Source organism: Paenibacillus sp. MDV22-iso6, assembly GCF_058408365.1.
This window is the reverse complement of sequence record NZ_JBZVDZ010000005.1, coordinates 388900-410458: the sequence shown is the minus strand read 5'-3', so window position 1 is coordinate 410458 and position 21559 is coordinate 388900. Positions and strand designations below refer to the sequence as shown.

Annotated in this window: 22 protein-coding genes and 1 other RNA gene; 10 read left to right on the top strand and 13 right to left on the bottom strand. The window is 45.8% G+C overall.

Features of this window, described 5'->3' with window-relative positions; translation table 11 throughout:
• Window positions 1-77: 77 nt before the first annotated feature.
• The 4 genes from AC4PM4_RS16795 to AC4PM4_RS16780 all read right to left on the bottom strand — a co-directional run bounded on the left by AC4PM4_RS16795 (window position 78) and on the right by AC4PM4_RS16780 (window position 3016).
• A complete protein-coding gene (locus AC4PM4_RS16795; RefSeq protein ID WP_063564876.1) occupies window positions 78-467 on the bottom strand; it encodes a LapA family protein in 390 nt (129 codons plus the stop codon).
• Between the two features lie 135 nt (window positions 468-602).
• The gene (gene pepF, locus AC4PM4_RS16790; protein ID WP_274570512.1) at window positions 603-2393 is read right to left on the bottom strand and encodes an oligoendopeptidase F; all 1791 of its coding nucleotides are present in this window, start codon (window positions 2391-2393) and stop codon (window positions 603-605) included.
• Window positions 2394-2593: 200 nt separating this feature from the next.
• The gene (locus AC4PM4_RS16785) at window positions 2594-2779 is read right to left on the bottom strand and encodes a hypothetical protein (protein ID WP_024629224.1); all 186 of its coding nucleotides are present in this window, start codon (window positions 2777-2779) and stop codon (window positions 2594-2596) included.
• A gap of 3 nt (window positions 2780-2782) precedes the next feature.
• Window positions 2783-3016, bottom strand: a complete 234-nt coding sequence (locus AC4PM4_RS16780) for a hypothetical protein (protein ID WP_024629225.1) — start codon at window positions 3014-3016, stop codon at window positions 2783-2785.
• Window positions 3017-3179: 163 nt separating this feature from the next.
• Between AC4PM4_RS16780 and AC4PM4_RS16775 the strand changes: the two genes are divergently transcribed.
• On the top strand, window positions 3180-3377 hold the full coding sequence (locus AC4PM4_RS16775) for a cold shock domain-containing protein (RefSeq protein ID WP_017689394.1): 198 nt from the start codon (window positions 3180-3182) through the stop codon (window positions 3375-3377).
• 149 nt (window positions 3378-3526) lie between these two features.
• On the opposite strand, the gene AC4PM4_RS16770 is transcribed toward AC4PM4_RS16775, so the two are convergent.
• The gene (locus AC4PM4_RS16770; protein WP_063564874.1) at window positions 3527-4696 is read right to left on the bottom strand and encodes an MFS transporter; all 1170 of its coding nucleotides are present in this window, start codon (window positions 4694-4696) and stop codon (window positions 3527-3529) included.
• A gap of 36 nt (window positions 4697-4732) precedes the next feature.
• A complete protein-coding gene (locus tag AC4PM4_RS16765; RefSeq protein WP_491614068.1) occupies window positions 4733-6073 on the bottom strand; it encodes a multi antimicrobial extrusion protein MatE in 1341 nt (446 codons plus the stop codon).
• A 179-nt stretch (window positions 6074-6252) separates the two neighbouring features.
• On the opposite strand from AC4PM4_RS16765, the gene AC4PM4_RS16760 reads away from it, so the two are divergent.
• Together AC4PM4_RS16760 and pfkA are read left to right on the top strand one after the other, a co-directional pair.
• The gene (locus AC4PM4_RS16760) at window positions 6253-7332 is read left to right on the top strand and encodes a tetraprenyl-beta-curcumene synthase family protein (RefSeq protein ID WP_175381611.1); all 1080 of its coding nucleotides are present in this window, start codon (window positions 6253-6255) and stop codon (window positions 7330-7332) included.
• Between the two features lie 54 nt (window positions 7333-7386).
• A complete protein-coding gene (pfkA, locus tag AC4PM4_RS16755) occupies window positions 7387-8358 on the top strand; it encodes a 6-phosphofructokinase (RefSeq protein WP_053783630.1) in 972 nt (323 codons plus the stop codon).
• An 81-nt stretch (window positions 8359-8439) separates the two neighbouring features.
• On the opposite strand, the gene AC4PM4_RS16750 is transcribed toward pfkA, so the two are convergent.
• From AC4PM4_RS16750 to AC4PM4_RS16735, 4 genes are all read right to left on the bottom strand, one after another.
• Window positions 8440-9801 (bottom strand): MATE family efflux transporter, encoded by a 1362-nt coding sequence (locus AC4PM4_RS16750; RefSeq protein WP_491614088.1) that lies wholly within the window; start codon window positions 9799-9801, stop codon window positions 8440-8442.
• Between the two features lie 207 nt (window positions 9802-10008).
• Window positions 10009-11190, bottom strand: a complete 1182-nt coding sequence (locus tag AC4PM4_RS16745; protein ID WP_079694852.1) for a putative glycoside hydrolase — start codon at window positions 11188-11190, stop codon at window positions 10009-10011.
• A 161-nt stretch (window positions 11191-11351) separates the two neighbouring features.
• Window positions 11352-11540 (bottom strand): hypothetical protein, encoded by a 189-nt coding sequence (locus tag AC4PM4_RS16740; RefSeq protein ID WP_170867818.1) that lies wholly within the window; start codon window positions 11538-11540, stop codon window positions 11352-11354.
• A 175-nt stretch (window positions 11541-11715) separates the two neighbouring features.
• A complete protein-coding gene (locus tag AC4PM4_RS16735; RefSeq protein WP_371121400.1) occupies window positions 11716-12528 on the bottom strand; it encodes a YitT family protein in 813 nt (270 codons plus the stop codon).
• A gap of 314 nt (window positions 12529-12842) precedes the next feature.
• On the opposite strand from AC4PM4_RS16735, the gene cshA reads away from it, so the two are divergent.
• The 4 genes from cshA to AC4PM4_RS16715 all read left to right on the top strand — a co-directional run bounded on the left by cshA (window position 12843) and on the right by AC4PM4_RS16715 (window position 16277).
• The gene (gene cshA, locus AC4PM4_RS16730; RefSeq protein WP_063564799.1) at window positions 12843-14435 is read left to right on the top strand and encodes a degradosome RNA helicase CshA; all 1593 of its coding nucleotides are present in this window, start codon (window positions 12843-12845) and stop codon (window positions 14433-14435) included.
• Window positions 14436-14618: 183 nt separating this feature from the next.
• Window positions 14619-15455 carry a YesL family protein gene (locus AC4PM4_RS16725; RefSeq protein ID WP_063564798.1) on the top strand — a complete coding sequence of 279 codons (837 nt, stop codon included), beginning with the start codon at window positions 14619-14621 and terminating at the stop codon, window positions 15453-15455.
• Between the two features lie 51 nt (window positions 15456-15506).
• A non-coding RNA gene (gene ssrS / locus AC4PM4_RS16720) (6S RNA) lies at window positions 15507-15698 on the top strand.
• A 186-nt stretch (window positions 15699-15884) separates the two neighbouring features.
• Complete coding sequence (locus AC4PM4_RS16715; RefSeq protein ID WP_024629239.1) at window positions 15885-16277, top strand: DUF1499 domain-containing protein; 393 nt, start codon at window positions 15885-15887, stop codon at window positions 16275-16277.
• A 73-nt stretch (window positions 16278-16350) separates the two neighbouring features.
• On the opposite strand, the gene tpx is transcribed toward AC4PM4_RS16715, so the two are convergent.
• Window positions 16351-16869, bottom strand: a complete 519-nt coding sequence (tpx, locus tag AC4PM4_RS16710) for a thiol peroxidase (RefSeq protein ID WP_063564797.1) — start codon at window positions 16867-16869, stop codon at window positions 16351-16353.
• A gap of 148 nt (window positions 16870-17017) precedes the next feature.
• On the opposite strand from tpx, the gene AC4PM4_RS16705 reads away from it, so the two are divergent.
• Together AC4PM4_RS16705 and gltC are read left to right on the top strand one after the other, a co-directional pair.
• The gene (locus AC4PM4_RS16705; protein ID WP_063564796.1) at window positions 17018-17644 is read left to right on the top strand and encodes a rhomboid family intramembrane serine protease; all 627 of its coding nucleotides are present in this window, start codon (window positions 17018-17020) and stop codon (window positions 17642-17644) included.
• Between the two features lie 70 nt (window positions 17645-17714).
• Window positions 17715-18626, top strand: coding sequence for a glutamate biosynthesis transcriptional regulator GltC (gene gltC, locus AC4PM4_RS16700; RefSeq protein WP_024629242.1), 912 nt, complete (start codon window positions 17715-17717; stop codon window positions 18624-18626).
• Window positions 18627-18660: 34 nt separating this feature from the next.
• Here gltC and AC4PM4_RS16695 read toward each other — a convergent pair whose 3' ends face one another.
• Window positions 18661-19341: a zinc metallopeptidase gene (locus tag AC4PM4_RS16695; protein WP_063564795.1), complete on the bottom strand. Its 681-nt coding sequence runs from the start codon at window positions 19339-19341 to the stop codon at window positions 18661-18663.
• Between the two features lie 29 nt (window positions 19342-19370).
• Window positions 19371-19799 carry a MerR family transcriptional regulator gene (locus tag AC4PM4_RS16690; protein ID WP_063564944.1) on the bottom strand — a complete coding sequence of 143 codons (429 nt, stop codon included), beginning with the start codon at window positions 19797-19799 and terminating at the stop codon, window positions 19371-19373.
• 354 nt (window positions 19800-20153) lie between these two features.
• Between AC4PM4_RS16690 and AC4PM4_RS16685 the strand changes: the two genes are divergently transcribed.
• Complete coding sequence (locus tag AC4PM4_RS16685; protein ID WP_063564794.1) at window positions 20154-21554, top strand: ammonium transporter; 1401 nt, start codon at window positions 20154-20156, stop codon at window positions 21552-21554.
• Window positions 21555-21559 lie beyond the last annotated feature (5 nt).

The following is a 21559-nucleotide window of genomic DNA, read 5'->3' as shown; positions in this document are numbered from 1 at the left end:
TTCTAAAAACAGAATACAGCCTGTCTGGCAGAATGTACAATTCCATTCTCGATAGCCAGCAGGCTGCCTCTGATGTGTTACAGCGTACCCGAAGGATTTCCTTTTCGTTGACTCTGAATGGAATCGGACTCCACAGAAGCGTTGTCCGAATCGGTCGTTCCGAATGTATCCATCGATTTAAACGAATCCAGAGAGGAGGAAGAGCTGCTTGCTGCGGAGCTTTCCAATTCGGATACACGCAGCTTCAATTGCTTGTTCTCGCGTTGCAGTCGATATTGGCGGAAGATGCCATAAGACCCTACAATGATTCCACCGATTAGGGTGCAGCCAAGAATGAGCAGAATCAGCGGGATTTGAACCGTGTTAAATAGCAGGTTGACTTGAACGGAATCCACATTAATGACCGCAAAAATTCCGGTAAGTAATGCAAAAACGAGACCTGCGATGAGTGCCCATTGCATTTTCATGGTGGTGCCTCCTTGTTGAACAATTCAGAACTATGTAAGCAATTACCCTAATTCATGGAGCTTGCATCTTGCTTGATTATAAAATCCCTTGCCCATTTGGGCAAGGGATCAGGTCACATGGACGAGAAAGCAACCTTATTTCGTTAGTTGTTCCATTTGCTCAATCAGTTCCTTGAACACACTCATAGCTTCGCGAATCGGCTCTGGCGTAGACATATCCACTCCTGCTTTTTTCAGGATGTTGATGGAATAGTCACTGCCACCGCTCTTGAGGAATCCAAGATAACGGTCCACGGCAGGTTGGCCCTCTTCCAGAATTTGCTTGGAGAAACTGGTCGCTGCTGAGAAGCCGGTCGCATATTTGTACACGTAGAAGCTGTTATAGAAGTGGGGAATACGCGCCCATTCCATTTCAATTTCTTTGTCCACCACCATGCTGTTTCCATGGTATTTGACGTTAAGGTCATAATAAATTTCCGAAAGCAGTTGAGGTGTGAGAGCTTCACCCTGTTCAGCACGCTCGTGAATAATTTTTTCGAATTCTGCAAACATAGTTTGACGGAATACGGTGGTACGGAACTGATCTGCATAATACGTCAGCAAGTACAGTTTTTCCTTGGGGTCCGTCGATTTATTGAGCAGATAATCCATCAACAAGGCTTCATTCGTTGTGGATGCAACCTCAGCCAGGAAAATGGTGTACTGTGCATCACGATACGGAAGTGTAGTGTCCGAATAGTGGGAATGCAGTGCGTGGCCCATTTCATGTGCCAGTGTAAACATACTATTCAGGTTATCTTTGTGATTCAACAAGACGTAAGGGTGGGTGCCGTAGGCTCCCCAACTGTATGCGCCTGAACGTTTATTCTCATTTTCGTATACATCAATCCAGCGATCATCATAGCCGGCCTGCAATGCGTCTGCATAATCCTTGCCAAGCGGCTTCAGTCCATCTTTAACCGTTTGTTTTGCTTCTTCGTAGGTAATATCCATTTTGTATTCATCCACTAGTGGGGCGAAAAGGTCATACATATGCAATTTATCTACGCCGAGCAATTTTTTGCGCAGGTCCATATAACGGTGTAACAGCGGAAGGCTCTCATGAATCGTATCCACAAGATTGGTATAGACATCCTTCGGAATGTTGTCGCCGTAAAGGGACATTTCCATGACGGAAGGGTATTTCCGAACATCGGCATAAAACATGTTTTTAGTTACGTTAGCGTTCAGAGCTGCAGCAATGGTGTTCTTTTGCTTGCCATAGGTTTCATACACCGCTTTGAAGGCACGTTCGCGAACTTCCCGATTCGGATTTTCCAAGAACTGAATATAGCTGCCATGAGTCAGTTCCACTTCGTTTCCATGCTCATCCTTGATTTTCGGGAACTTGAGATCTGCGTTGTTCAACATGCTAAAGATGGTCTGTGGTGCCTGGGACAGGTTACCCACCTGTGCGAGCAATGCTTCCTCGGCTTGGCTCAGTACATGAGCCTTTTCACGTTTCATCTCTTCCAATGTGAACTTATAGGCAGAGAGTTTCTCGTTGGAGATGAGGGCATCCAACTGATCATCCGGAAGGGACAAGATTTCGGGTGTAACATAAGATAGTGCTTCACCAACCTGCACGCTTAACTTTTGTGCTTTTTGGGACAGGTTTTGATATGTAGGGTTAGCTGTGTCTTCATCTTGATGCATCCGTGCATACACAAAGAGGCGTTCGGTTTTGAGACTGATCTCATCTTCGAGTTCAAAACAGCTTTTGAGTGTCTCAGGTTTGTTCAGTTTGCCCTTGAATTCGGAGGCTTTCTTGGTCAAAGACGATACTTCTTCATATTCCTGATCCCAAGCTTTCTGATCGGCAAATAGATCTTCCAGTTTCCATGTTTGTTCAGTAGGTACCTCGGAACGTTTCAATAGTTGACTCATGGGAATCCTCCTTTGATGAAGTAAAGAATATATAGACGAAGCTGCCTTCGTCCCACTCGCTTGTGCGGAGAGAGACGAAGGAATCAGACTAAGTACCAGCAGAATGAACAGCGATTTGCGGTATTTCAACGGCCTTCCTCCTCACTATACGAATAATCCCGTATAGTATGACCTGAGGGGCATTGAAATATTTAAAGAAGCTAGGCTCCCATATTGACCAAAAAGTAAACGATCAGGAAAAATGCGAAACAAATCAGCAGGGTGGCAATCAGAGCCATGCCCCGTCTTAAACGATCCGGGATGGAGTTGCGTCCCAGAATCAGCACGATTCCTAGGGAAAAAGCAAGAATAATAAAGATGACAACATTGCTTGAGTCAAGCTGCATGGGCTAGACCCCTTTGAAGGCAGCCATCAGTTGACGCCATTCGTCCTCGCGGTTCTCAAAATCTTCTTTCGGGAAGCGACGTTCAGCCCAGTGCATCAACGCAGGACGGCTGAGGAATGTATGGCATTCTTCTCCCCATTCTTCCGAGATTTCACGAAGCACCAGATATTTGCCTTGAACTTCTACGGTCATCATATTCCACTTGTCTGTTTTGTATATTTCATGTTTTTTTATCATAGGTAGTCTCCAAACTAACGGTTTTGGTAAAATGATACCGTACCCTTGGATTCAAAGCAAATTTTTTCGACTTTTATGGAAAAGATAAATTGCAATGTAGGAGGTCATACAGTATAATAAGGGTATTCGCCATAGATGGCGATATTTTTAGGAGGTTGTTCATTTGAAAGGTACAGTTAAATGGTTTAACGCAGAAAAAGGCTATGGCTTTATTTCAGTTGAAGGCGGCGAGGACGTATTCGTACATTTCTCCGCAATCCAAGGCGACGGCTTTAAAACATTGGAAGAAGGTCAAGCGGTAGAATTCGAAATTACTGATGGAAACCGTGGTCCTCAAGCAGCTAACGTAAACAAATTGTAAGAATATTTCCGGTTAAACGGATTTCTTATAAATGATTGGCTTCTAGCTGAATATATGAACCCAAGCGCAGTCCCCCCCCATGGGAGGCTGTGCTTTTTTTGATATGTTTTGATATGTTGAGATCCATAAGGGAAATCCTTGTTGGATGCTTATGTGCGGCTAGTCATGCTTGACCAAAGCTTCATGGAAAATCCAACAAGTGCGGCCAGGGAAAACGCCATCGCAGTGAGATAGAAGGTGTTTCTGTTGGTATGCTCCAGCAGCAATCCTCCCAGTGTTCCGCTGAGCAGACCGGAAGCGCTGGACCACACAATGGTGAACAGGGCCATACCAGTGGCGCGATAGCCATCCGGAACAAGGCGGGTAATATAACGGACTGCAGTCACGTAGAAGATGCCAAAGGTCACGCTATGCATCGTCTGAATAGCAACGACTGCTGCAGGTGTATCTGAGATGGACATCAGAAATAAGCGAATCGTATACATCAGTGCAGCGATCGTGAGCAAAGGAAGTTCTTTGTAGCGATTGCCGTATCTGCTTAGCAGCAAAAACACTGGAATCTCACTGACCGAAGAGATCAACAGGGACCAGCCGATCAGCCCTTCACTGGCACCTAGATCTTTCAGCGTAATGGTAAGAAAGGCTTCATTCATCCGGTGACCCAGAGCGAGCAGGAAAACGCAACCGAAAAAGGTGAGGACATCCCTTCGTTTCAAGATGGACCACAGACCCGAAAGATCCATTTTAGTGCTGCTGCCCGAAGGCTGCTCTTTTAATCGAAAACCGATCAGAAGAGTAGTCGCGGCCAGGGCGATACATACCCACATCGTCCATCCCGGTCCGAAAGATCCGAGAAAATATCCAATGCTTAACGCAAAGAACGCATATCCGATCGAGCCAAATACACGAATGGAAGTGAAATTACGTCCATACTTGCTCGCGGTTGTAATCGCCATCGTATCGGAAAGTGGATAAACCGGGTAGTAGAAAAAGTAAAACAGGGCCACCAGTACAAACACCTGACCAAAGGTTGTGGCATTGGCAAGCATGACACCTGTGATCAGTTGCCCGGCAAGCAAGATGATCATCACTTTGCGTACAGTTTTGTAGCGGTCACTGGCCATACTCCAGAACATGTTGGAGAATACGGAGACGAGAGGACCGATTCCGTAGAGGTAACCGATTTCGGCCCGACTGAATCCCAGATGACTGAAGTAAAGCTGGAAATACGATACCACCAGTACAGTGGAACCGAAGATGGTGAACATAAGTGCCCGCAGCCAGTTTTGATCTGGCCGGGCGGTATGACTTGATTTCATGATGAAAGCTCCATTCTTGATTACAGTTCAAATTTATTATCCCTTGAGGGAAGATGATTTCCCGGATGAGGGTACAGACATGGTAGGTTCCTTCTTTGTACGCCGGATGACAAGCCAGACAATGACAAGCTCGGCAAGCAGTCCGAGGGATTGAGCCACTGCACCGATCATGCCGTTCCACGCAGGGAATATACTGACCAAAATGAGCAGGACGATCACCGTACATATGGCATTGGCCGTCTGGGAGCGGAACATCGTTTTGGTCTGTCCGCGCAGCAGAATCAAACCATTGCTGAAGTCGAGAAAAGGTGAAATCAGCGGAAACAGTACAAACGCACGCAGCGTCCACAAACTTTGCTGTAGCAGATTGCCCTGAACGCTCATTACATTTTCCAATACCCACGGTCCAATCGGGGTGTAAGCAATCGATACGGTCATGGCAAAAGGAACAAATCCGGTGACCAGAGCGAACTTCTTCACCAGTTTGGCATCAACAAGATAGAAATTCAGCACGATTTGGTGGATGTATGTAAAAAAGCTTAGCATCAGCTGCATTAGGCTACTCGCAACGGCAAAGGAAGAGATGGCCAGGGCAATCCCGGTCGTTTTGCCAAGTACGATATTAATAACGGGTCCGATAAACAGGGCCACGAAACTGGATAATAACAGCGGCTTGTAAAAGCGAAAGACGTCTGCCTTGTTTTCAACGGGATGATCCTCCAACTTGGCTGGCATCTTGCGTTTGATGCTGTTACCTTCGAGAAAACTGACCAAAGCCTCAATCATCATACCCGCGGCGAAAATGATAGCGCCTACACGTCCACTGTCAATGCTGTCTGTATATATGAAATACAAGGACAGGCCATACATGCCGGCAAGACGGAATAACATGCCGATCGTCAGCCATTTTGTACGGTTATTCGTAATAATGATGCCCTGATAGATATTGCGGATGACCGAAAAGATGCTGACATACATGAGAATCTCGTAGACGTCGATCACTTTGGATAACAGATCCGGGCTTACGCCAAACAGATATTTGAATACACCTGTTCCAATGGGAGAATATACGATGAGAAATCCGATGAGAAGTACACAAGCGAGAAATATTTTGGTCACAAACGTGAGGGCCTGAAAGGAAAGGCGATCCCGAACCAGCGCCGAACAGGTTTGACGCAGCAGGGTTGAAGGGCGCTCGGTGAGAGTTAGCAGGCTACCGGCGATAGCGTAGCTGGCAATGACCGTCTCGGGATGAGCGGAACGTGCGAGTGTGCTGTTAATGATTACGTGCGAAATGGTAACGAGAGAGGCGGATATGCCCAGCGGCACAAAAAATGCAAATAACCGTCTCCACGAAAGTGGTTCACTTGACGTCATGTCAACGACTCCTTTGATGGATGAAATATGCCTAGTATATCACAAAGCCTTGGAAGCGGATGCGATTTTTTGTGCGGAATATGCGGGAGATCATTTGTACAATTAAGGGGATCATATTATAATAGGATTGGTTAAAAATCGCTCTAATACGTATTCAACCAAGTGGAGGCACATTTATTTTGAGCCAATCAAATCGAAATCGTCATCAATATCCGCGTGGACCGTTGGCATTGATGAGAGGGGTGTACAAATACACCATTCCGGAAACGCGGAAGGAATTGGATGGATGGCGTGCCCAGGCTGAGAAAATTCCGAATGAGGAATTGCGCAATCAGGCACTGGCCAGTCTCAGGGACAAGCAGTTCCACTGTGAAGGCGGGACCGTTTATGCTTTACCTGATTTGCCGAACAGGCACATTCTGATTCCACTGATCGTTTCATATCAGACTATTAGTGATTATTTGGACAATCTGTGTGATCGCAGTACATCGATGGACCCGAATGACTTTCGGCTTCTCCATCAATCAATGCTTGATGCGGTAGATCCCGAAGCAACCCCTGTCAATTATTACGCGCTCCGTGAGGAGCAGGATGATGGTGGATACCTAAGGAATCTGGTGACCTCATGTCAGGAGCTGACCCGTCAGCTGCCAGGCTATGCATCCGCCAAGCCTCAAATTCAGGATCTGGCAGGCCTATACACGGACCTGCAGGTATATAAGCACATCAAGCCGGAACTGAGAGAAACGGCATTGCTGGAATGGTGGTCGGAACATCGCCACCGCACACCTCAGTTCCGTTGGAACGAATTTGCCGCCGCTACCGGCTCTACGCTGGGCGTATTCATGCTGTTTCTGGCTGCGAGTGATGATCAGCTGACAGAAGAGCAGGCGGCTTCGATCCACACTGCCTATTTTCCTCATGTATGCGCATTGCACATTATGCTCGATTATTTAATCGATCAGGATGAAGATCGCATCGGAGGAGATCTCAACTTCTGCAATTATTATGAGAATGTGGAGACAATGCTGGACCGAATTGCTTTTATTGTGGAGATGGCCCGCAGTGATGTGCAGAAGATTCCGGGAAGTTCGTTCCACCGGATGATTATCGAAGGACTGCTTGCCATTTACCTGTCTGATCCCAAAGTCAGCGAACAACAGGAAGTTCGCGTCGTTTCCAAGCGTTTGATGAAGAATAGTCCGATGACAAGAGTATTTTTCTTTATCTTTAGCCGCTGGATTCGTAAGCATATGTAAGTCAGGCGTATTGTGGTGGGAGCCTGAAGTGAAACTAGAGGAGGAAGAAACATCATGACAGCAGTAAAGAAAATCGCAGTTTTAACGAGCGGTGGTGATTCACAAGGGATGAACGCGGCTGTTCGTGCGGTTGTTCGCAGCGGACTGTTTCACGGTCTCGAAGTGTACGGGGTTCAACGTGGATACCAGGGTCTTTTGAATAACGATATTTTCCCAATGGACTTGCGGAGTGTAGGGGATATCATCCAGCGTGGGGGAACGGTTCTGCAATCGGCACGCTGCAAGGAATTCTATACCGCTGAAGGTCAGCAAAAAGGTGCAGACATTCTGCGTGCACGCGGCATTGACGGGCTGGTTGTTATTGGTGGGGACGGTTCATACAACGGCGCCAACAAACTGAGCAAGCTGGGCATCAACACGATGGGTCTTCCGGGAACGATTGATAATGACGTTTCTTTCACCGATTACACGATCGGATTCGATACAGCAGTAAGCGTAGTAGTAGATGCAGTTAACAAATTGCGCGATACCATGTCTTCACACGAACGTTCTTCCATCGTTGAAGTAATGGGTCGTCACTGTGGCGATATCGCTTTACATGCAGGACTCGCATCGGGTGCAGAAACCATTCTTGTACCGGAAGTTCCGTTTGACATGGACGAAGTGGCAGATCGCATGAAAGCCAACTTTGCACATGGCAAACGCCACAGTATCATCATCGTTGCTGAAGGCGTGGGCAAAGGTGAGGATGTAGCAAAAGAACTGATGGAACGCTGCCCAACATATGAGCCACGTGTAACTGTTTTGGGTCACATTCAGCGTGGAGGTACGCCAACTCCGTTTGACCGTAACCTTGCCAGTCGTCTGGGAGATTTCGCTGTTCGCAGTCTGATTGCAGGTGAGACAGACAAAGGTTGCGGTATTATCAAGGGAGAACTGACCCTGACCGATATTGATAAAGTTGTTAATACGAAAAAAGACTTCGATATGGTGACTTACGAGCTTGCACAGCGTTTGTCCCAATAATCCAGTTATCATCAAAAGTTCAAAACAAAAAGAGCACAGTCCCGATTTACAGCGGGCTGTGCTCTTTTTGTTATATTTCCATTATTTATTTTCAGCCATACGAACCGAGGCTTGCTTCTGCACAAGGAACAATCTCCAGAGAAGCGCCGTTGCTCCAACGGCGAGGCCGGCAATGAGTCCAACCCAGTATCCAAAGGCACCGAGTGAAGTATACGTAGCCGTGATGTAGCCGACAGGTAGACCGATGATCCAGTACGCGACAAACGTTATGATCAATGCAGGGTTCACGTCCTTGTAGCCCCGAAGTGCTCCCTGCGTTGGGGTGGCAATGGCATCAGAGATTTGAAAGAAGATGGCGTAAATCAGGAAATGCTGTGTCAAAGCAATAACCTCTTGATCATTCGAGTACACGCCTGCAATTTGTTCCCCGAATACCAGTAATACCACAGCTGTTAACAGAGAGAGCCCAATGGCACCTCCGATACCCAGGAGACTATATTGCTTTGCGTCTCTCACACGCCCTGCACCCGCCTCATAGCCCACAAGAATTGTAAGGGCCATACATATACTCACAGGCAGCATATACAGCGTAGAAGCGAAATTCAGGGCTGCCTGGTGGGCAGCAATCGTAATAGTGTCGAACCGGCTCATTAATAATGTGACTGCTGCAAAGATGGAAGTTTCAAAAAAAGTAGCGAAACCGATGGGAACGCCGATCTTGAGCAGCTCTTTCCATTTGGTCAATGAAATTTTGGGCATTTTCCGAAAGATACCATATTGGGCAAAGGGCTCAATCCGGTGTACGAAAAAGAGGCTGAGGAGAAAAATGAGCCAATATGTACTTGCTGTAGCCACACCTGCTCCAACACCTCCCAGTTGTGGGAAGCCCCAACGTCCGAAGATAAGTAAATAGTTCAGGAAGATGTTTACTGGCAGCGAAACCAGCGTAATCATCATGGTGATCCGTGTCTGTCCCAGTGCATCCATAAAACTCCGCAGCACAGTGTAGCCGAAAAGGGGGATAACCCCAAAAGCCAAAGCACACAGGAAATAGAAGGCGACTTGGGCAACTCGGGGCTCCAAAGGCATTCCGTTTAGAATCGGACTGAGCAGCAATGTGCCTGCTGCAAGAACGACGATTCCGACCGCCACACCGAGATATAAGGCTTGAATGACGCTATGACCAATCTTGTCATTACGCTTCGAACCGAGCAGGTGGGAAACGACAGGTGTAATGCCAATCAGAATTCCACTTAGTCCTGTCTGCACCGGCAACCACAGACTTGTGCCAATGGCGACACCCGCGAGATCAGCAGGGGAGAACTTGCCTGACATATTGGTATCGAAAAACGACATGGCAGAGAGGGCAATTTGTGTGGTGAAGATGGGTAGAAATATAATCAGGAATTGCTTTACTTTTTGAGAAAAGCTGGTGGTGGTCATGTTCACTGGCAGTGCCTCACTATTCTTAAGAGTTATCACTAAACTGTCATGTACGGACAGCTATTTATTGTAGTGGATTTTGCCCGATTTGAATAGGGAGGGGGAACGTGGTTATGTGGAAGGTAAGGTTGAGAGCATAGTAAAAAACCTCGCTCCAGAGAATATGGAACGAGGTTATTGGAGTAAAGTGAACAAAAAAAGAGTGCATTATTTATAGTTTACATCTGGTGTATATCGATTGGAGGCATTCCAGAGCAGGTACTCATCCACATCCATGTCTTTCATCGCGCGAATTTGGTCCTCTACCTGTTTTTTACCGTATTTGATGTAATGTCCACTGCCTAACCAGCTTGCTGTAAAGTCCTGAATCCATGGGCGGATAACGGGTTTCAGTTCCTTGGTTGGATCCAGTTTCTTATGTGTATCTTTCATGGAGCCTTTGATGGTTGTATAGGGATCTTTGTCAGGGTCCTTCACACCGTACCAGCCGGTGGAGTAATGACTCGGGTAAACCATCGGTGAGATGACATCCACGTTTTCAGATATCTTCACAAAATCCTGTCCAATACCCTCGGCTGCTGGAACAGAGGCGGCGTAACCGAATATATCAACCGAGACTCGAACACCCAGCGGTGCGAGCTCCTTGCGTGCATACTGCACGAATTCGGCTACAATGTCGACCCGGGACTTGTCAGACTTGGTGTATTTCAATGCGTCTGCACGCGTTTCAAAACCTTCCGGAAAACGAACATAGTCGAACTGGATTTCCTTAAATCCCAATTTAGCAGCTTCCTTGGCAATCTCTATATTGTAATCCCATACTTCCTTGCTGTAGGGATTCACGAAGCTGTCGCCTTTACCATTGGCCCATACAGAACCGTCCTTATTGCGGAAAGAGAGCTCCGGATTTTTCTTGGCGAGAATCGTATCCTTGAAAACTACCACTCGTGCGATCGGGTAAACATCGTGTTTTTGCAGACGTTTCATCAAGGCATCAATATCACGGATAAAAGGCTGAGATTTGCCCATTTCCTGTAACGTCTTGTTCTCCGTAGGGTAAGTTATGTATCCGAGATCGTCCTTGATATCAATGACCATGGAATTGAGCTCTGTGTTATCCATCAGATCGAGTAATGATGTCATCCGTGCACCACCGGCGCTGTAAGCCGTCACATAGATGCCTTTGACAACGGGTGCATCGGGTTGTGGGTCAATTTTGGCAGGTGGGTTATCCGCATCAATAACGACTTGATCTTTTTGAGATTGAATGATGGCGGTGTTGAAACTGTTTGTTAATGATTGAAAGGGTTGATTCCCTTGATCAGCTGTAGCTGGTGTACCACTGAAGGTTCCCCAGGCCATAGCCAGTAAAGCCCAAAACATGTTCATTCATTTCCACTCCCCTATGTGCATTCCATGTTTGAATTATACAATAAAGCCTCTGGGCTTTTAACCATATTATTCAAGTGATGAAACACATGGGGAAAATGAAAACCGCTTCCTGTTGAGGGGTAACCCCCACAAGAAGCGGCGTGATCAATCTAAAAAAATTATTGAATGTAGATCTCATTTTGATGCTCACAAATACTGTACTGAATGATTTCCATTGCGTCTCCCTGTTCCAGGATGCCCAGCCCATCCCGGAGAACAATCAGTGAGTCGAGCTCATTCGGTTTTAAGAAAGGGAGCATTTCCGGGCACCATTTGTTGACGATTTCAAACAGTTTTACCGTTTCCATATCCACAATAATCACCCTTCCCTACTCGAATTCCAAAATGGTAAGTCATTCGGCGCGATTCGGAAAAGCACATGGTTCTGTGAAATTGAAGGGCACATTCTGCTATACAACATATTTAGGAGCCGTACACCGTTATTATACCACAATGTTTAGAATTGTTAACCGTACATCTGTCTCAACTTCTGCGGAAAGAGCCCATAACTCCAACCGTTTCCACAATATTAACAAAGGCGTTCGGATCCGTTTCCTTGATAATTCGTTTGATTTCAACGAGTTCGTAGCGAGTAGTCACTGTCATTAACATGTCCTTTTCGATGTCTGTATATGCTCCCTGGGTTTTGATTTTGGTGACCCCACGAGGGCGAACAAGCAATTTTTTCAACATCGCTTCGGTTTCATTGGTAATAATGTACAATGTGACTTTGACATGGCTGATATGAATCAGATCCAGCACTTTACCGGTGATATAGATCGATACCATGGAGGCAAGCGCGATGTTCCAGTCATCATTCAGATAGCCTGCCAGCATAATAATGGCTCCGTTCATGCCAGCCATTACCGTACCAATCGGGAAATCACGATTACGAGTGAAAATGGAACCAACAATGTCCAGCCCGCCCGTCGAGCCGCCGACTCGGAAAGAAACTCCGGTACCCAGTCCCACTAACACGCCGCCAAATACACAGCTCAGAAGGGGGTCTGTTGCCACAGCAAAAACAGGCAGAAGCGCGATGAACCATGAAGTGGCTGCTACCGAAACAATACTTAATGTAATGAAGCGTCGTCCAAGAATAAACCAACCTGCAATGAGCAGAGGGATGTTCAGAACAAAATACATTATACTAAGATTCAAATTCGTAAAATAGCCAAGAAGCATGGAAATACCGGATACCCCGCCGCTAAGAAGCTGATGGGGAACCAAAAACCAGTTGAAGCCGCAGGCAATAGCTGCAGCACCCAATACGATCACTAAAAAGTGCCAAATCATTTTGGGCAATTTAATCACCTCATTTATATTTAAAGCCAGATTGCTGGTAATCTTGAATTGTTTTGTGATATAATAATTTGTGGATATTCTTGAGTAGGAAACTTTTCCTAAATGGAGCAATAAAATTTTGAAATGTTTCAAACACATGTATGTAGTTTTAGTCTTATGTTTGGGACCCATTCATGGAATTATATTCGTTCGTGAAAATAATTTGGCTTGATGGGATACCCTATAAATATTAACGCTACTTAAGAATACAGACAACAAAGTGGATTGTCCACCATGTCCACCATATAAAAGGAGCATGAATAATTTTGACAAATTTAAATTTCACAGATTTCAATCTTGAACCACTGGTGCTGCAAGCCATCACTGAGCTCGGGTTTGAAGAAGCAACACCGATCCAATCCAAAGCGATTCCTTTGGCACTCGAAGGCAGAGATTTGATTGGTCAAGCACAAACAGGTACGGGTAAAACAGCTGCATTCGGTATTCCGTTGATCAGCAAAATCACTAAAAGTGACGAGAAAATCCGCGCCCTCATTATGGCACCTACACGTGAACTTGCAATCCAAGTTGCTGAAGAAATCGAAAAACTCACTCGCTTCAAAGGTCTGCGCTCCCTGCCAATCTACGGCGGACAAGATATCGTTCGTCAGATTCGTGCATTGAAAAGAAAACCACAGATTATTATTGGTACACCTGGACGTCTCCTTGACCACATCAACCGCAAAACAATCAAACTTGATGATGTACAAACTGTTGTATTGGATGAAGCAGATGAAATGCTCGACATGGGTTTCATGGAGGATATTCAATCCATCCTGAAACAAGTTCCAGACGAGCGCCAAACAATGCTGTTCTCAGCAACAATGCCTCCTAACATTCAAAAATTGGCACAACAATTCTTGAACAATCCTGAGCACATTTCTGTGATCCCGAAACATGTTAGTGCACCATTGATTGACCAATCTTATATCGAAGTACCTGAGCGTCAAAAATTCGAAGCACTTAGCCGTTTGTTGGATATGGAATCTCCTGAGCTGGCGATCGTATTCGGACGTACAAAACGTCGTGTTGACGAATTGGCTGAAGCTTTGCAAAAACGTGGATATTCTGCAGACGGTCTTCATGGTGACTTGTCCCAGAATCAACGTGATGCGGTAATGCGTAAGTTCCGTGACGGCAGCATTGACGTTCTCGTTGCAACAGACGTGGCTGCACGTGGTCTCGATGTATCCGGCGTAACTCACGTTGTGAACTTTGACCTTCCGCAAGATCCGGAGAGCTATGTTCACCGTATCGGCCGTACAGGTCGTGCGGGTAAAGAGGGTGCTGCATGGTCTTTCGTTACTCCGCGTGAGATCGACCACCTGCACTTTATCGAGCGTGTAACACGTCACCGTATTCCGCGCAAACCACTGCCAACAATGGCTGAGGCTGTAGAAGGAAAACAACGTTTGACAGCTGAGCGTTTGCTCGAAATCGTACAATCTGGCGAACTGAACGAATACAAAGGTATCGCGATTCAAATGCTTGAGCAATATGATTCTGTTCAACTGTTGTCAGCTGCTCTGAAGCTCCTGACAGGTGACAAAAAAGATGCTCAAGTTGATCTGACTCCTGAAGATCCGATCCGTGCAAAACGTCGTAAACCGGATGTTCGCTCTGGCGGACGCAAACCATCTGGTTACAGCGGCAACCGCAGCAGCAGTGGTGGTGGCGGTAGTTACAACCGTGATCGCAACAGCAGTGGCGGCGGACGTGGTGGATACAACCGCGATCGTAACAGCAGTGGAACTGGAAGTGGAAGTGGAAGCAGAGAAGGTGGTTACAACCGTGACCGCAAACCGCGTCCAAGCAACAACGAAGGACGTCGTCCTGCCAAAGATTCTTCTTTCGAATAATATACAAGTGTGAACTGGAAAATGGGGCAGGGCGACTGCTCCATTTTTTTATGTGCAGATTATGCCAAACCAGTGAGCCGTCGATCTCTTTTCGGGAAGGGCTGGCTTTTCCTATCTATAATAAGGTATATTAATATTATTAGAATTAAGGCTAGACGCAAGGCTGCGGAGGAGGAGAATTGTTTGGAATTTAAAGGAGCTATGGGTGGGATCTACCGACTTACAGAGTGGATTACGAGACTTGCCGCAACCAATCTGTTGTGGGCTATTTGTTCGTCTCCGTTCTTGTTTTTCTTGTTTATGAAACTGCTCGTGATGCAGCAGAACCTGGCTAACGAATCACTACAAATGAACTGGGCTATAGCCATTGTGGCACCGCTTACACTATTTCCGGCAACGTCGGCGCTGTTTACGGTTGTTCGTAAATGGAATATGGGTGATACGGACGTGCCGATCTTCCGTACTTTCTTTGTAGGTTACAAAGAGAACTACAAGCAGAGTTTAATCGGAGGCATCTTCTATACATTGCTGTTTGCCATCATGTATCTGGATTACACAGTATACATGACACAATTCAAGAATATGCAGCTGGTTGGAATTATTATGCTCGTACTGTTGCTGCTGCTCTTTGTTTCTCTATTTAACTTCTTCTCGATGGTTGTACATTACCACATGTCCATCGGATTGATTATCAAAAATGCGGTTCTATTGACGCTGATTAGACCATTCCGTGTATTTTCCACGTTGTTGGGAAGTGGATTGTTGTTCTATATCGGTTTTCGTTATCCGGTCTTGTTCATCTTCTTCATTATTAGTATTGTTGCCTGGTTTGCTTTCTTCAACTTCTACGCAACGTTTAATAAGATGCAGGAGCAGATGGAGAAGATGCAGCTGAAGAAAGAAGAAGAGGAAGCTGCACAAGCCGCTGAACAGGCAGGGGAGTCAGTTGAGACGATAGAGACGGCTGAACCATCTGAGCTTAAATCATCTGACGAAAAACACGATAATCTCCAAAAATAAAACATGAGCTGTCACCATTTACTTTTTACACAGTTAGGGATATAATAATTGTACATCCTGCGATGTACGTTTCGGTTATTCGTTGTTTTGAACCAATGATGATGTCTTCGGGAGATCAATACAGAATGTTGCTGAAACGCCCTGTCTATATGACATGGGGACTTCAAAAAACATTTTTGCGGCCACCCACCTGCCAAGCAGGTTCATAAGACAATGTAGCCGGACGGCATAGGCGGGTTCCTATTTTATCATGTACAGCACCCTGACTCTTTCCTCTAATCGAGGAATTTCAGGGTGCTTTTTATTTGAGCTTATTTTGTTGAATAGGCTGTATTTTGTTAAAAGTGTCGCTTGCCCTTTTGTTACTACATGAACAATGTTACACTAGTATACATAAATGGAACGGTTACATTCAAAGGAGGAAGGGTCTTGACCTTAAAGAGAACGCTCGTCGGTATCATCCGCAGCATGGAGGGAACCAGCGATCGAGCCAAGGATCCCAAATTAAAAACACGGTATTATAACTTATCCAAAGACAGAGCCTGGGAAGAGGTTTCTTCGACACTCAAAAAAATTCCGGGTTATAAAGTGCTGCATGAAGTGCCTTCTGTAGGAGAGGTCATACTGGAGAAGCGGACTACCTTTGGACGGACGATGGATATTACGGTTTCCATTATATCGGTAAGTCCTGTACGCAGTGCGGTCGATATGTATTCGGCTTCACGTGGTTCACTTGGAGATCTGGGTTCTAATTATCGCACGATCATGAACTTGTTCTCCGTATTGGATAAGAAGCTAAGTAAGTATAAGTCAAATGATTGAAATAGATGGGTGAATAACAAAAAGCGAGAGAAGGTTAACCTTCCTCGCTTTTGTTCTGAACGTGAACTACCTTTTACAGCAAGGCTTTTACAGCGGAAATCGCTTGCTCGAAGTTAGGGGAGTCTGTCATTTCAGGCAGATATTCCACATATGTAATTCGGTCTTCAGCATCCAGCACGAAGATGGAGCGCATGTCCAATTGGAATTCTTTGATCAGAACACCGTAGTCTTCACCGAATGAACGTGTTTTGTAATCAGACAGTGTTACGACGCGATCAACTCCGGCTGCTCCACACCAGCGTGCTTGTGCAAATGGGAGGTCAACGCTTACTGTCAATACGACAACATTGTCTCCAAGATCTCCTGCTTCAACGTTGAAGCGACGGGTTTGGGCATCGCATACGCCAGTATCCAGTGAAGGAACAACGCTGATTAATTTGATTTTACCTGCGAAGTCTTTCAAGGATGCATCTTCAACCAGGTTTTTACTCAGTGTAAAATCGGGTGCTTGATCGCCCACTTTCAATTCGGGTCCGATCAATGTAATAGGGTTGCCTTTAAAGGTGGCTGCGCCTGTACGTTCTTGTGCCATAATAATGTTCCTCCTTATAAGTTGGTGATCCGTGCCAAAATCCATTATAATCTTTTATGAAAGGCATTGTCCAATTCGGACGAAGGATCATTAGAATGGGTCAGACTTACAGGCCGATCTGAACAGGGTGGAGTGAAAGCAGAAACTTATGATATTTATAAGGTATGAGAACTGGAAAAGTTATTTGAAATTTTTTCCTTTGACGTCGATTCTTTTAATTGCCAATGTTGTTATGTTTATTGTATTGAGTTTGAACGGTGGTTCCACAAACAGTATGACGTTGCTTAAGTTTGGAGCGCTTGTTAACCACGAGTTATTTGCAGCAGATTGGTGGCGTTACATTACGTCCATGTTCTTGCATGCTGGTTTCAGTCATTTGTTGTTTAACAGCTTTGCTCTCATCGTATTTGCACCACCAATGGAACGGCTGCTTGGGTCGGTAAGATATGGTGTGTTGTACTTGGGTGGAGGCATTCTGGGCAACATTCTGGCTGTTGCGTGGTATAACTCGGTTGGAGCGACGACAATCTCGGTGGGTGCTTCAGGAGCAATCTATGCAATCTATGGTGCGTTTCTGTATGTAGCTTTGTTCCAGCGGACAATGATGGACGAGACCTCACGTAAAACGTTGTATACACTGCTTGTATTCGGAATTATTTTTTCCTTTGCCATGACAGGCATTAACTGGATGGCGCATTTGGGTGGGTTGTTAGGTGGATTCTTCATTTATGGACTTCTCATCCGCTTGTGGAAACCCCGCAGCTTTAAGCAGTAGTCGGATTGATCTGAAGACGGAATGCAATCAAGGATAAGTAGGGTATAGCAGATTGGAGAGATCAGTGGCAGTGGAATTAAGACAGTTGCATTACTTTTTGAAAGTGGCACAGAAGGAGCATGTTACGCAGGCGGCGGAGGAATTGCACGTAGCGCAGTCTGCGGTGAGTCGTCAGATTCATCAGCTGGAGGAAGAACTGGGAGTAGACCTCTTTATGCAAAAAGGGCGAAATCTGCAGTTGACCGCCGTTGGGCAGCTCTTTTGCAAACGGGTTGAAGGTATATTGAAAGATCTGGACAAAGCGGTCGGGGAGGTTCATGAGTTTCTCGACCCGGAGCATGGTGAAATTCGTATCGGTTTTCCTCATAGTCTCGGTATTCACTTGATTCCTTCGGTTGTAGCAGCGTTCCGTCAGCGTTATCCTAACGTCAAATTCAGATTCAAGCAAGGCATGTTCCCAACGCTCATTCGTGATGTGTTATCGGCTGAAGTGGACTTGGCATTTATATCTCCATTTCCGGAAAAGCACGACCAGGTAGATGGTGACATTGTGCTTACGGAAGAACTGCATGCAATCCTTCCGCCCAATCATCCATTGGCTGGTGAAGAGAGCATTGCGTTAGAGCAACTTAAAGATGATAAGTTTGTATTATTCAGTAAAGGGTATTCTCTGCGTCCGATTGTTTGGCACGCATGTCTTGAAGCAGGGTTTACGCCCAAGATTGCTTTTGAGGGTGAAGAGACGGATACCATTCGTGGGCTGGTTGCTGCTGGTATGGGAGTGAGTTTACTGCCAGAAATGGCGCTTTTCCAGACGAATCCGCTGCAACCGGCACATGTAGCCATTTCTCATCCCAAAGTCACGCGTACGATTGGGTTGATCCATCGAGCGGATGACAAGCTTCCGCTTGTTGCGCAGTCATTTCGTTCATTCTTGCTTAATTATTTCGGTTTACAGCAAAACAATACCCCATCCGATTAACGGTGGGGTATTGTTTTTTTGTTTTTGTATTGAATTAGTCGCGGCTATTGAAAATTCCGATGTAACGAACCAGTTCCAGCAATGAGATTAACGCTGCAGCGACGTAAGTTAATGCTGCGGCATTCAATACTTTGGCGACGCCTCTTTCTTCTTCGTTCCGGATATAACCTTCCGATACCATAATCTCTCTTGCGCGATTACTAGCATTAAACTCAACCGGCAACGTAATGAGTTGGAACGCAACGGTTACGGAGAAGAAAATAATACCAATACCGACAAGGTTCATTGCATTAAAGATGAATCCGGCAATGAGCAAGAAGGGCGCAAGTCCGGATGCAAAGTTGACGATCGGGAAAATCCGGTGACGTAGTGCCAACATTGGATAACTTTCCTTGTGCTGGATCGCATGGCCAACTTCGTGACACGCAACGGAGACAGCTGAGATTGAATTTTCATAATATACAGGCTCAGACAACCTTACGACACGATTGATTGGATCGTAGTGATCGGAGAGTGCTCCACGCACGGGTTCAATAGGGACGTCGTGTAGGCCATTGGAATCAAGCATGTGACGGGCAGCATCGTAACCGGTCATTCCATTCAGGTTTTTAACATTAGACCAACGATTGAATGTACTCTTAACGCGAAATTGCGCCCATAAGGAGAGCAAAAAGGCGATAATGATCAAAACGAACATACCGTTATTAAAACTCATATTCATTCCTCCGCTTTCTAAATAATAAGCTACATCATGGTGTTCTCAAGCAAGATTTTCAAAGCTTCCATCGTACCAGCACTTTTGGTGAGCAGTCCGGCCATCATCTTGCGTGCTTGTACAGGTTTCATCTCGCCTAGCAGCGGTTTAAGCTCATTCACCTCTCGCTCCAGCTGTTGCACGTGGAGCTCCAATGTTGTCAGTTTGCTGGCAACCTGTTCTTCCGTGCTCACCAGACTCCACTTCTCAAGAGATTGTTTAATCTCGTCGAGACTATATTTCTCTTGTTTCATGTGTACAATACGTTCGAGCCTGGTTAAAGTTTCATTACTATAAAGACGATAGTTTTTTTCTGTGCGCTCTTCAGGAGCGATGAGACCGAGCTTTGTGTAATAATCAATCGTCCGTTCGCTCACACCTGCAGTTTTGGCAAGTTCGCCAATCCGAAACAATTTCATATCCCCAATGATATTCACCTCGCTTGCAAGTTCAAATGTAGGGAATTGTAGATTCCAGTTGCGGCTTTGCATAACCCGCCCAATTTTTTTCTTACTATTAGTTATGATACATGATCTTTAACCATACAGTCAAACGTTACGCTTTGGCGGCTGTCAAGCTGCGTTTCTATATCTATGTACTCATGGGACATGATTATGTACTTAAGTGCAAGAAAAAGACGTATGACTTTATTCCCAGAAATATTTTTCAATTTTGCTGAAAATACTCTTGTCAACTTTCCTGTCTTCTGCTTATAATGGCATTAAGAGTTTCACGATATGTGAAGAAACTTAACATAAGAGGGAGTGGGGTATATGAGAAAGAAATGGTTGGTTTCGGTGTTAATAATGCTTACTTTATTGGCTTTCCCGGTCAGCGCATTTGCAGCTGCGGAGGGGCCGACTAACATCGAACTTCAAAGCGGTCTGAACTCAGCCTTTACGTTTCTGGCTGTTGTGCTGGTTTTCCTGATGCAAGGGGGATTTGCTTTACTTGAAGCGGGTTCAACTCGAATGAAAAACGCAGGACACATTGCGGGTAAAACAATCCTGACATTGGGAATTTCAGTTATTGCCTTCTGGGCTCTAGGCTTCGGTCTTGGTTTCGGTAATGGTAACAGTTTCTTCGGAACAACCGGATTTTTCCTGAGTGGGGACGGAATGGCTGCTTCGTTCGAATCACTGGCCTTCTCTGATGTTCCGCTAACAATCAAGTTTGTATTCCATCTTGCCTTTGCAGCAGTATCCCTGGCCATTGCCTGCGGTGGTATGGCTGAACGTGCAAAGATGAGTGTATATATCGTTTTCGGTACGCTGTACACCATTATCATGTATCCGGTTGTTGCTCACTGGGTATGGGGCGGCGGCTGGTTGGCTGAGCTTGGTATGCAAGACTTTGCAGGTTCGACGGTTGTCCACTTGACAGGTGCAACTGCCGCACTGGTAGCTACCATCTTGTTGAAGCCGCGTATCGGAAAATATAACAAAGATGGTAAACCTAACATCATTCCAGGTCATAACCAAGTTTATTCGGTACTCGGTGTAATTATCCTTTGGATCGGTTGGTTCGGTTTCAACCCAGGTAGTACATTATCTGCCATGGGTGATGGATTCTTCGGTTATGTAGCATTGACTACAAACGTAGCTGCGGCTGCTGGTGGTGTTGCAGCACTGTTGATCTCATGGGCTGTATTGGGTAAATCTGATATTCCTAGCATGCTGAACGGGGTGCTTGCGGCACTCGTTGCCATCACAGGTGCTTGTGCTTTCGTTGAACCATGGGCAGCGCTGGTTATTGGTGCTCTGGCAGGTATTATCACATTCTTCACTGCTCAATTCTTTGAGCGTAAAGGAATTGATGATCCAATCTACGCCTTCTCTGTACACGGTATTGCCGGTATGTGGGGAGCGATCTCCACAGGTTTGTTTGCAACACCAGAACTGGCTGAGAATGCAGGCGTAGGTCAAGCGGGTCTGTTCTATGGTGGCGGTTTCCACCAACTGGGCGTTCAGCTTCTGGGTCTGGCAGGCGCATTTGCCTTCGTACTGATTATGTCCTTCATTATTCTCGGTGGTATGAAAGCTATCATGGGAATCCGTGTAACGGAAGAAGAAGAAACGATGGGTCTGGATTTAAGTGAGCATGGTACTTACGGGTACCCTGAACAAATGAAAAATGTAGAAACTAAATCCAATGGCGGTACGTTCAGCTCCTAAGAGGA

What these genes read in the sequence shown, in the direction of transcription:
- AC4PM4_RS16735 (WP_371121400.1), bottom strand. Translation starts at nt 12,528, where the DNA reads ATGATTTGGCACTTTTTAGTGATCGTATTGGGTGCTGCAGCTATTGCC.
- AC4PM4_RS16745 (WP_079694852.1), bottom strand. Translation starts at nt 11,190, where the DNA reads ATGAACATGTTTTGGGCTTTACTGGCTATGGCCTGGGGAACCTTCAGT.
- pfkA (WP_053783630.1), top strand. Translation starts at nt 7,387, where the DNA reads ATGACAGCAGTAAAGAAAATCGCAGTTTTAACGAGCGGTGGTGATTCA.
- AC4PM4_RS16695 (WP_063564795.1), bottom strand. Translation starts at nt 19,341, where the DNA reads ATGAGTTTTAATAACGGTATGTTCGTTTTGATCATTATCGCCTTTTTG.
- AC4PM4_RS16765 (WP_491614068.1), bottom strand. Translation starts at nt 6,073, where the DNA reads ATGACGTCAAGTGAACCACTTTCGTGGAGACGGTTATTTGCATTTTTT.
- AC4PM4_RS16740 (WP_170867818.1), bottom strand. Translation starts at nt 11,540, where the DNA reads ATGGAAACGGTAAAACTGTTTGAAATCGTCAACAAATGGTGCCCGGAA.
- AC4PM4_RS16690 (WP_063564944.1), bottom strand. Translation starts at nt 19,799, where the DNA reads ATGAAATTGTTTCGGATTGGCGAACTTGCCAAAACTGCAGGTGTGAGC.
- tpx (WP_063564797.1), bottom strand. Translation starts at nt 16,869, where the DNA reads ATGGCACAAGAACGTACAGGCGCAGCCACCTTTAAAGGCAACCCTATT.
- AC4PM4_RS16785 (WP_024629224.1), bottom strand. Translation starts at nt 2,779, where the DNA reads ATGCAGCTTGACTCAAGCAATGTTGTCATCTTTATTATTCTTGCTTTT.
- pepF (WP_274570512.1), bottom strand. Translation starts at nt 2,393, where the DNA reads ATGAGTCAACTATTGAAACGTTCCGAGGTACCTACTGAACAAACATGG.
- AC4PM4_RS16750 (WP_491614088.1), bottom strand. Translation starts at nt 9,801, where the DNA reads ATGACCACCACCAGCTTTTCTCAAAAAGTAAAGCAATTCCTGATTATA.
- AC4PM4_RS16780 (WP_024629225.1), bottom strand. Translation starts at nt 3,016, where the DNA reads ATGATAAAAAAACATGAAATATACAAAACAGACAAGTGGAATATGATG.
- AC4PM4_RS16795 (WP_063564876.1), bottom strand. Translation starts at nt 467, where the DNA reads ATGAAAATGCAATGGGCACTCATCGCAGGTCTCGTTTTTGCATTACTT.
- AC4PM4_RS16705 (WP_063564796.1), top strand. Translation starts at nt 17,018, where the DNA reads ATGATATTTATAAGGTATGAGAACTGGAAAAGTTATTTGAAATTTTTT.
- AC4PM4_RS16685 (WP_063564794.1), top strand. Translation starts at nt 20,154, where the DNA reads ATGAGAAAGAAATGGTTGGTTTCGGTGTTAATAATGCTTACTTTATTG.
- AC4PM4_RS16770 (WP_063564874.1), bottom strand. Translation starts at nt 4,696, where the DNA reads ATGAAATCAAGTCATACCGCCCGGCCAGATCAAAACTGGCTGCGGGCA.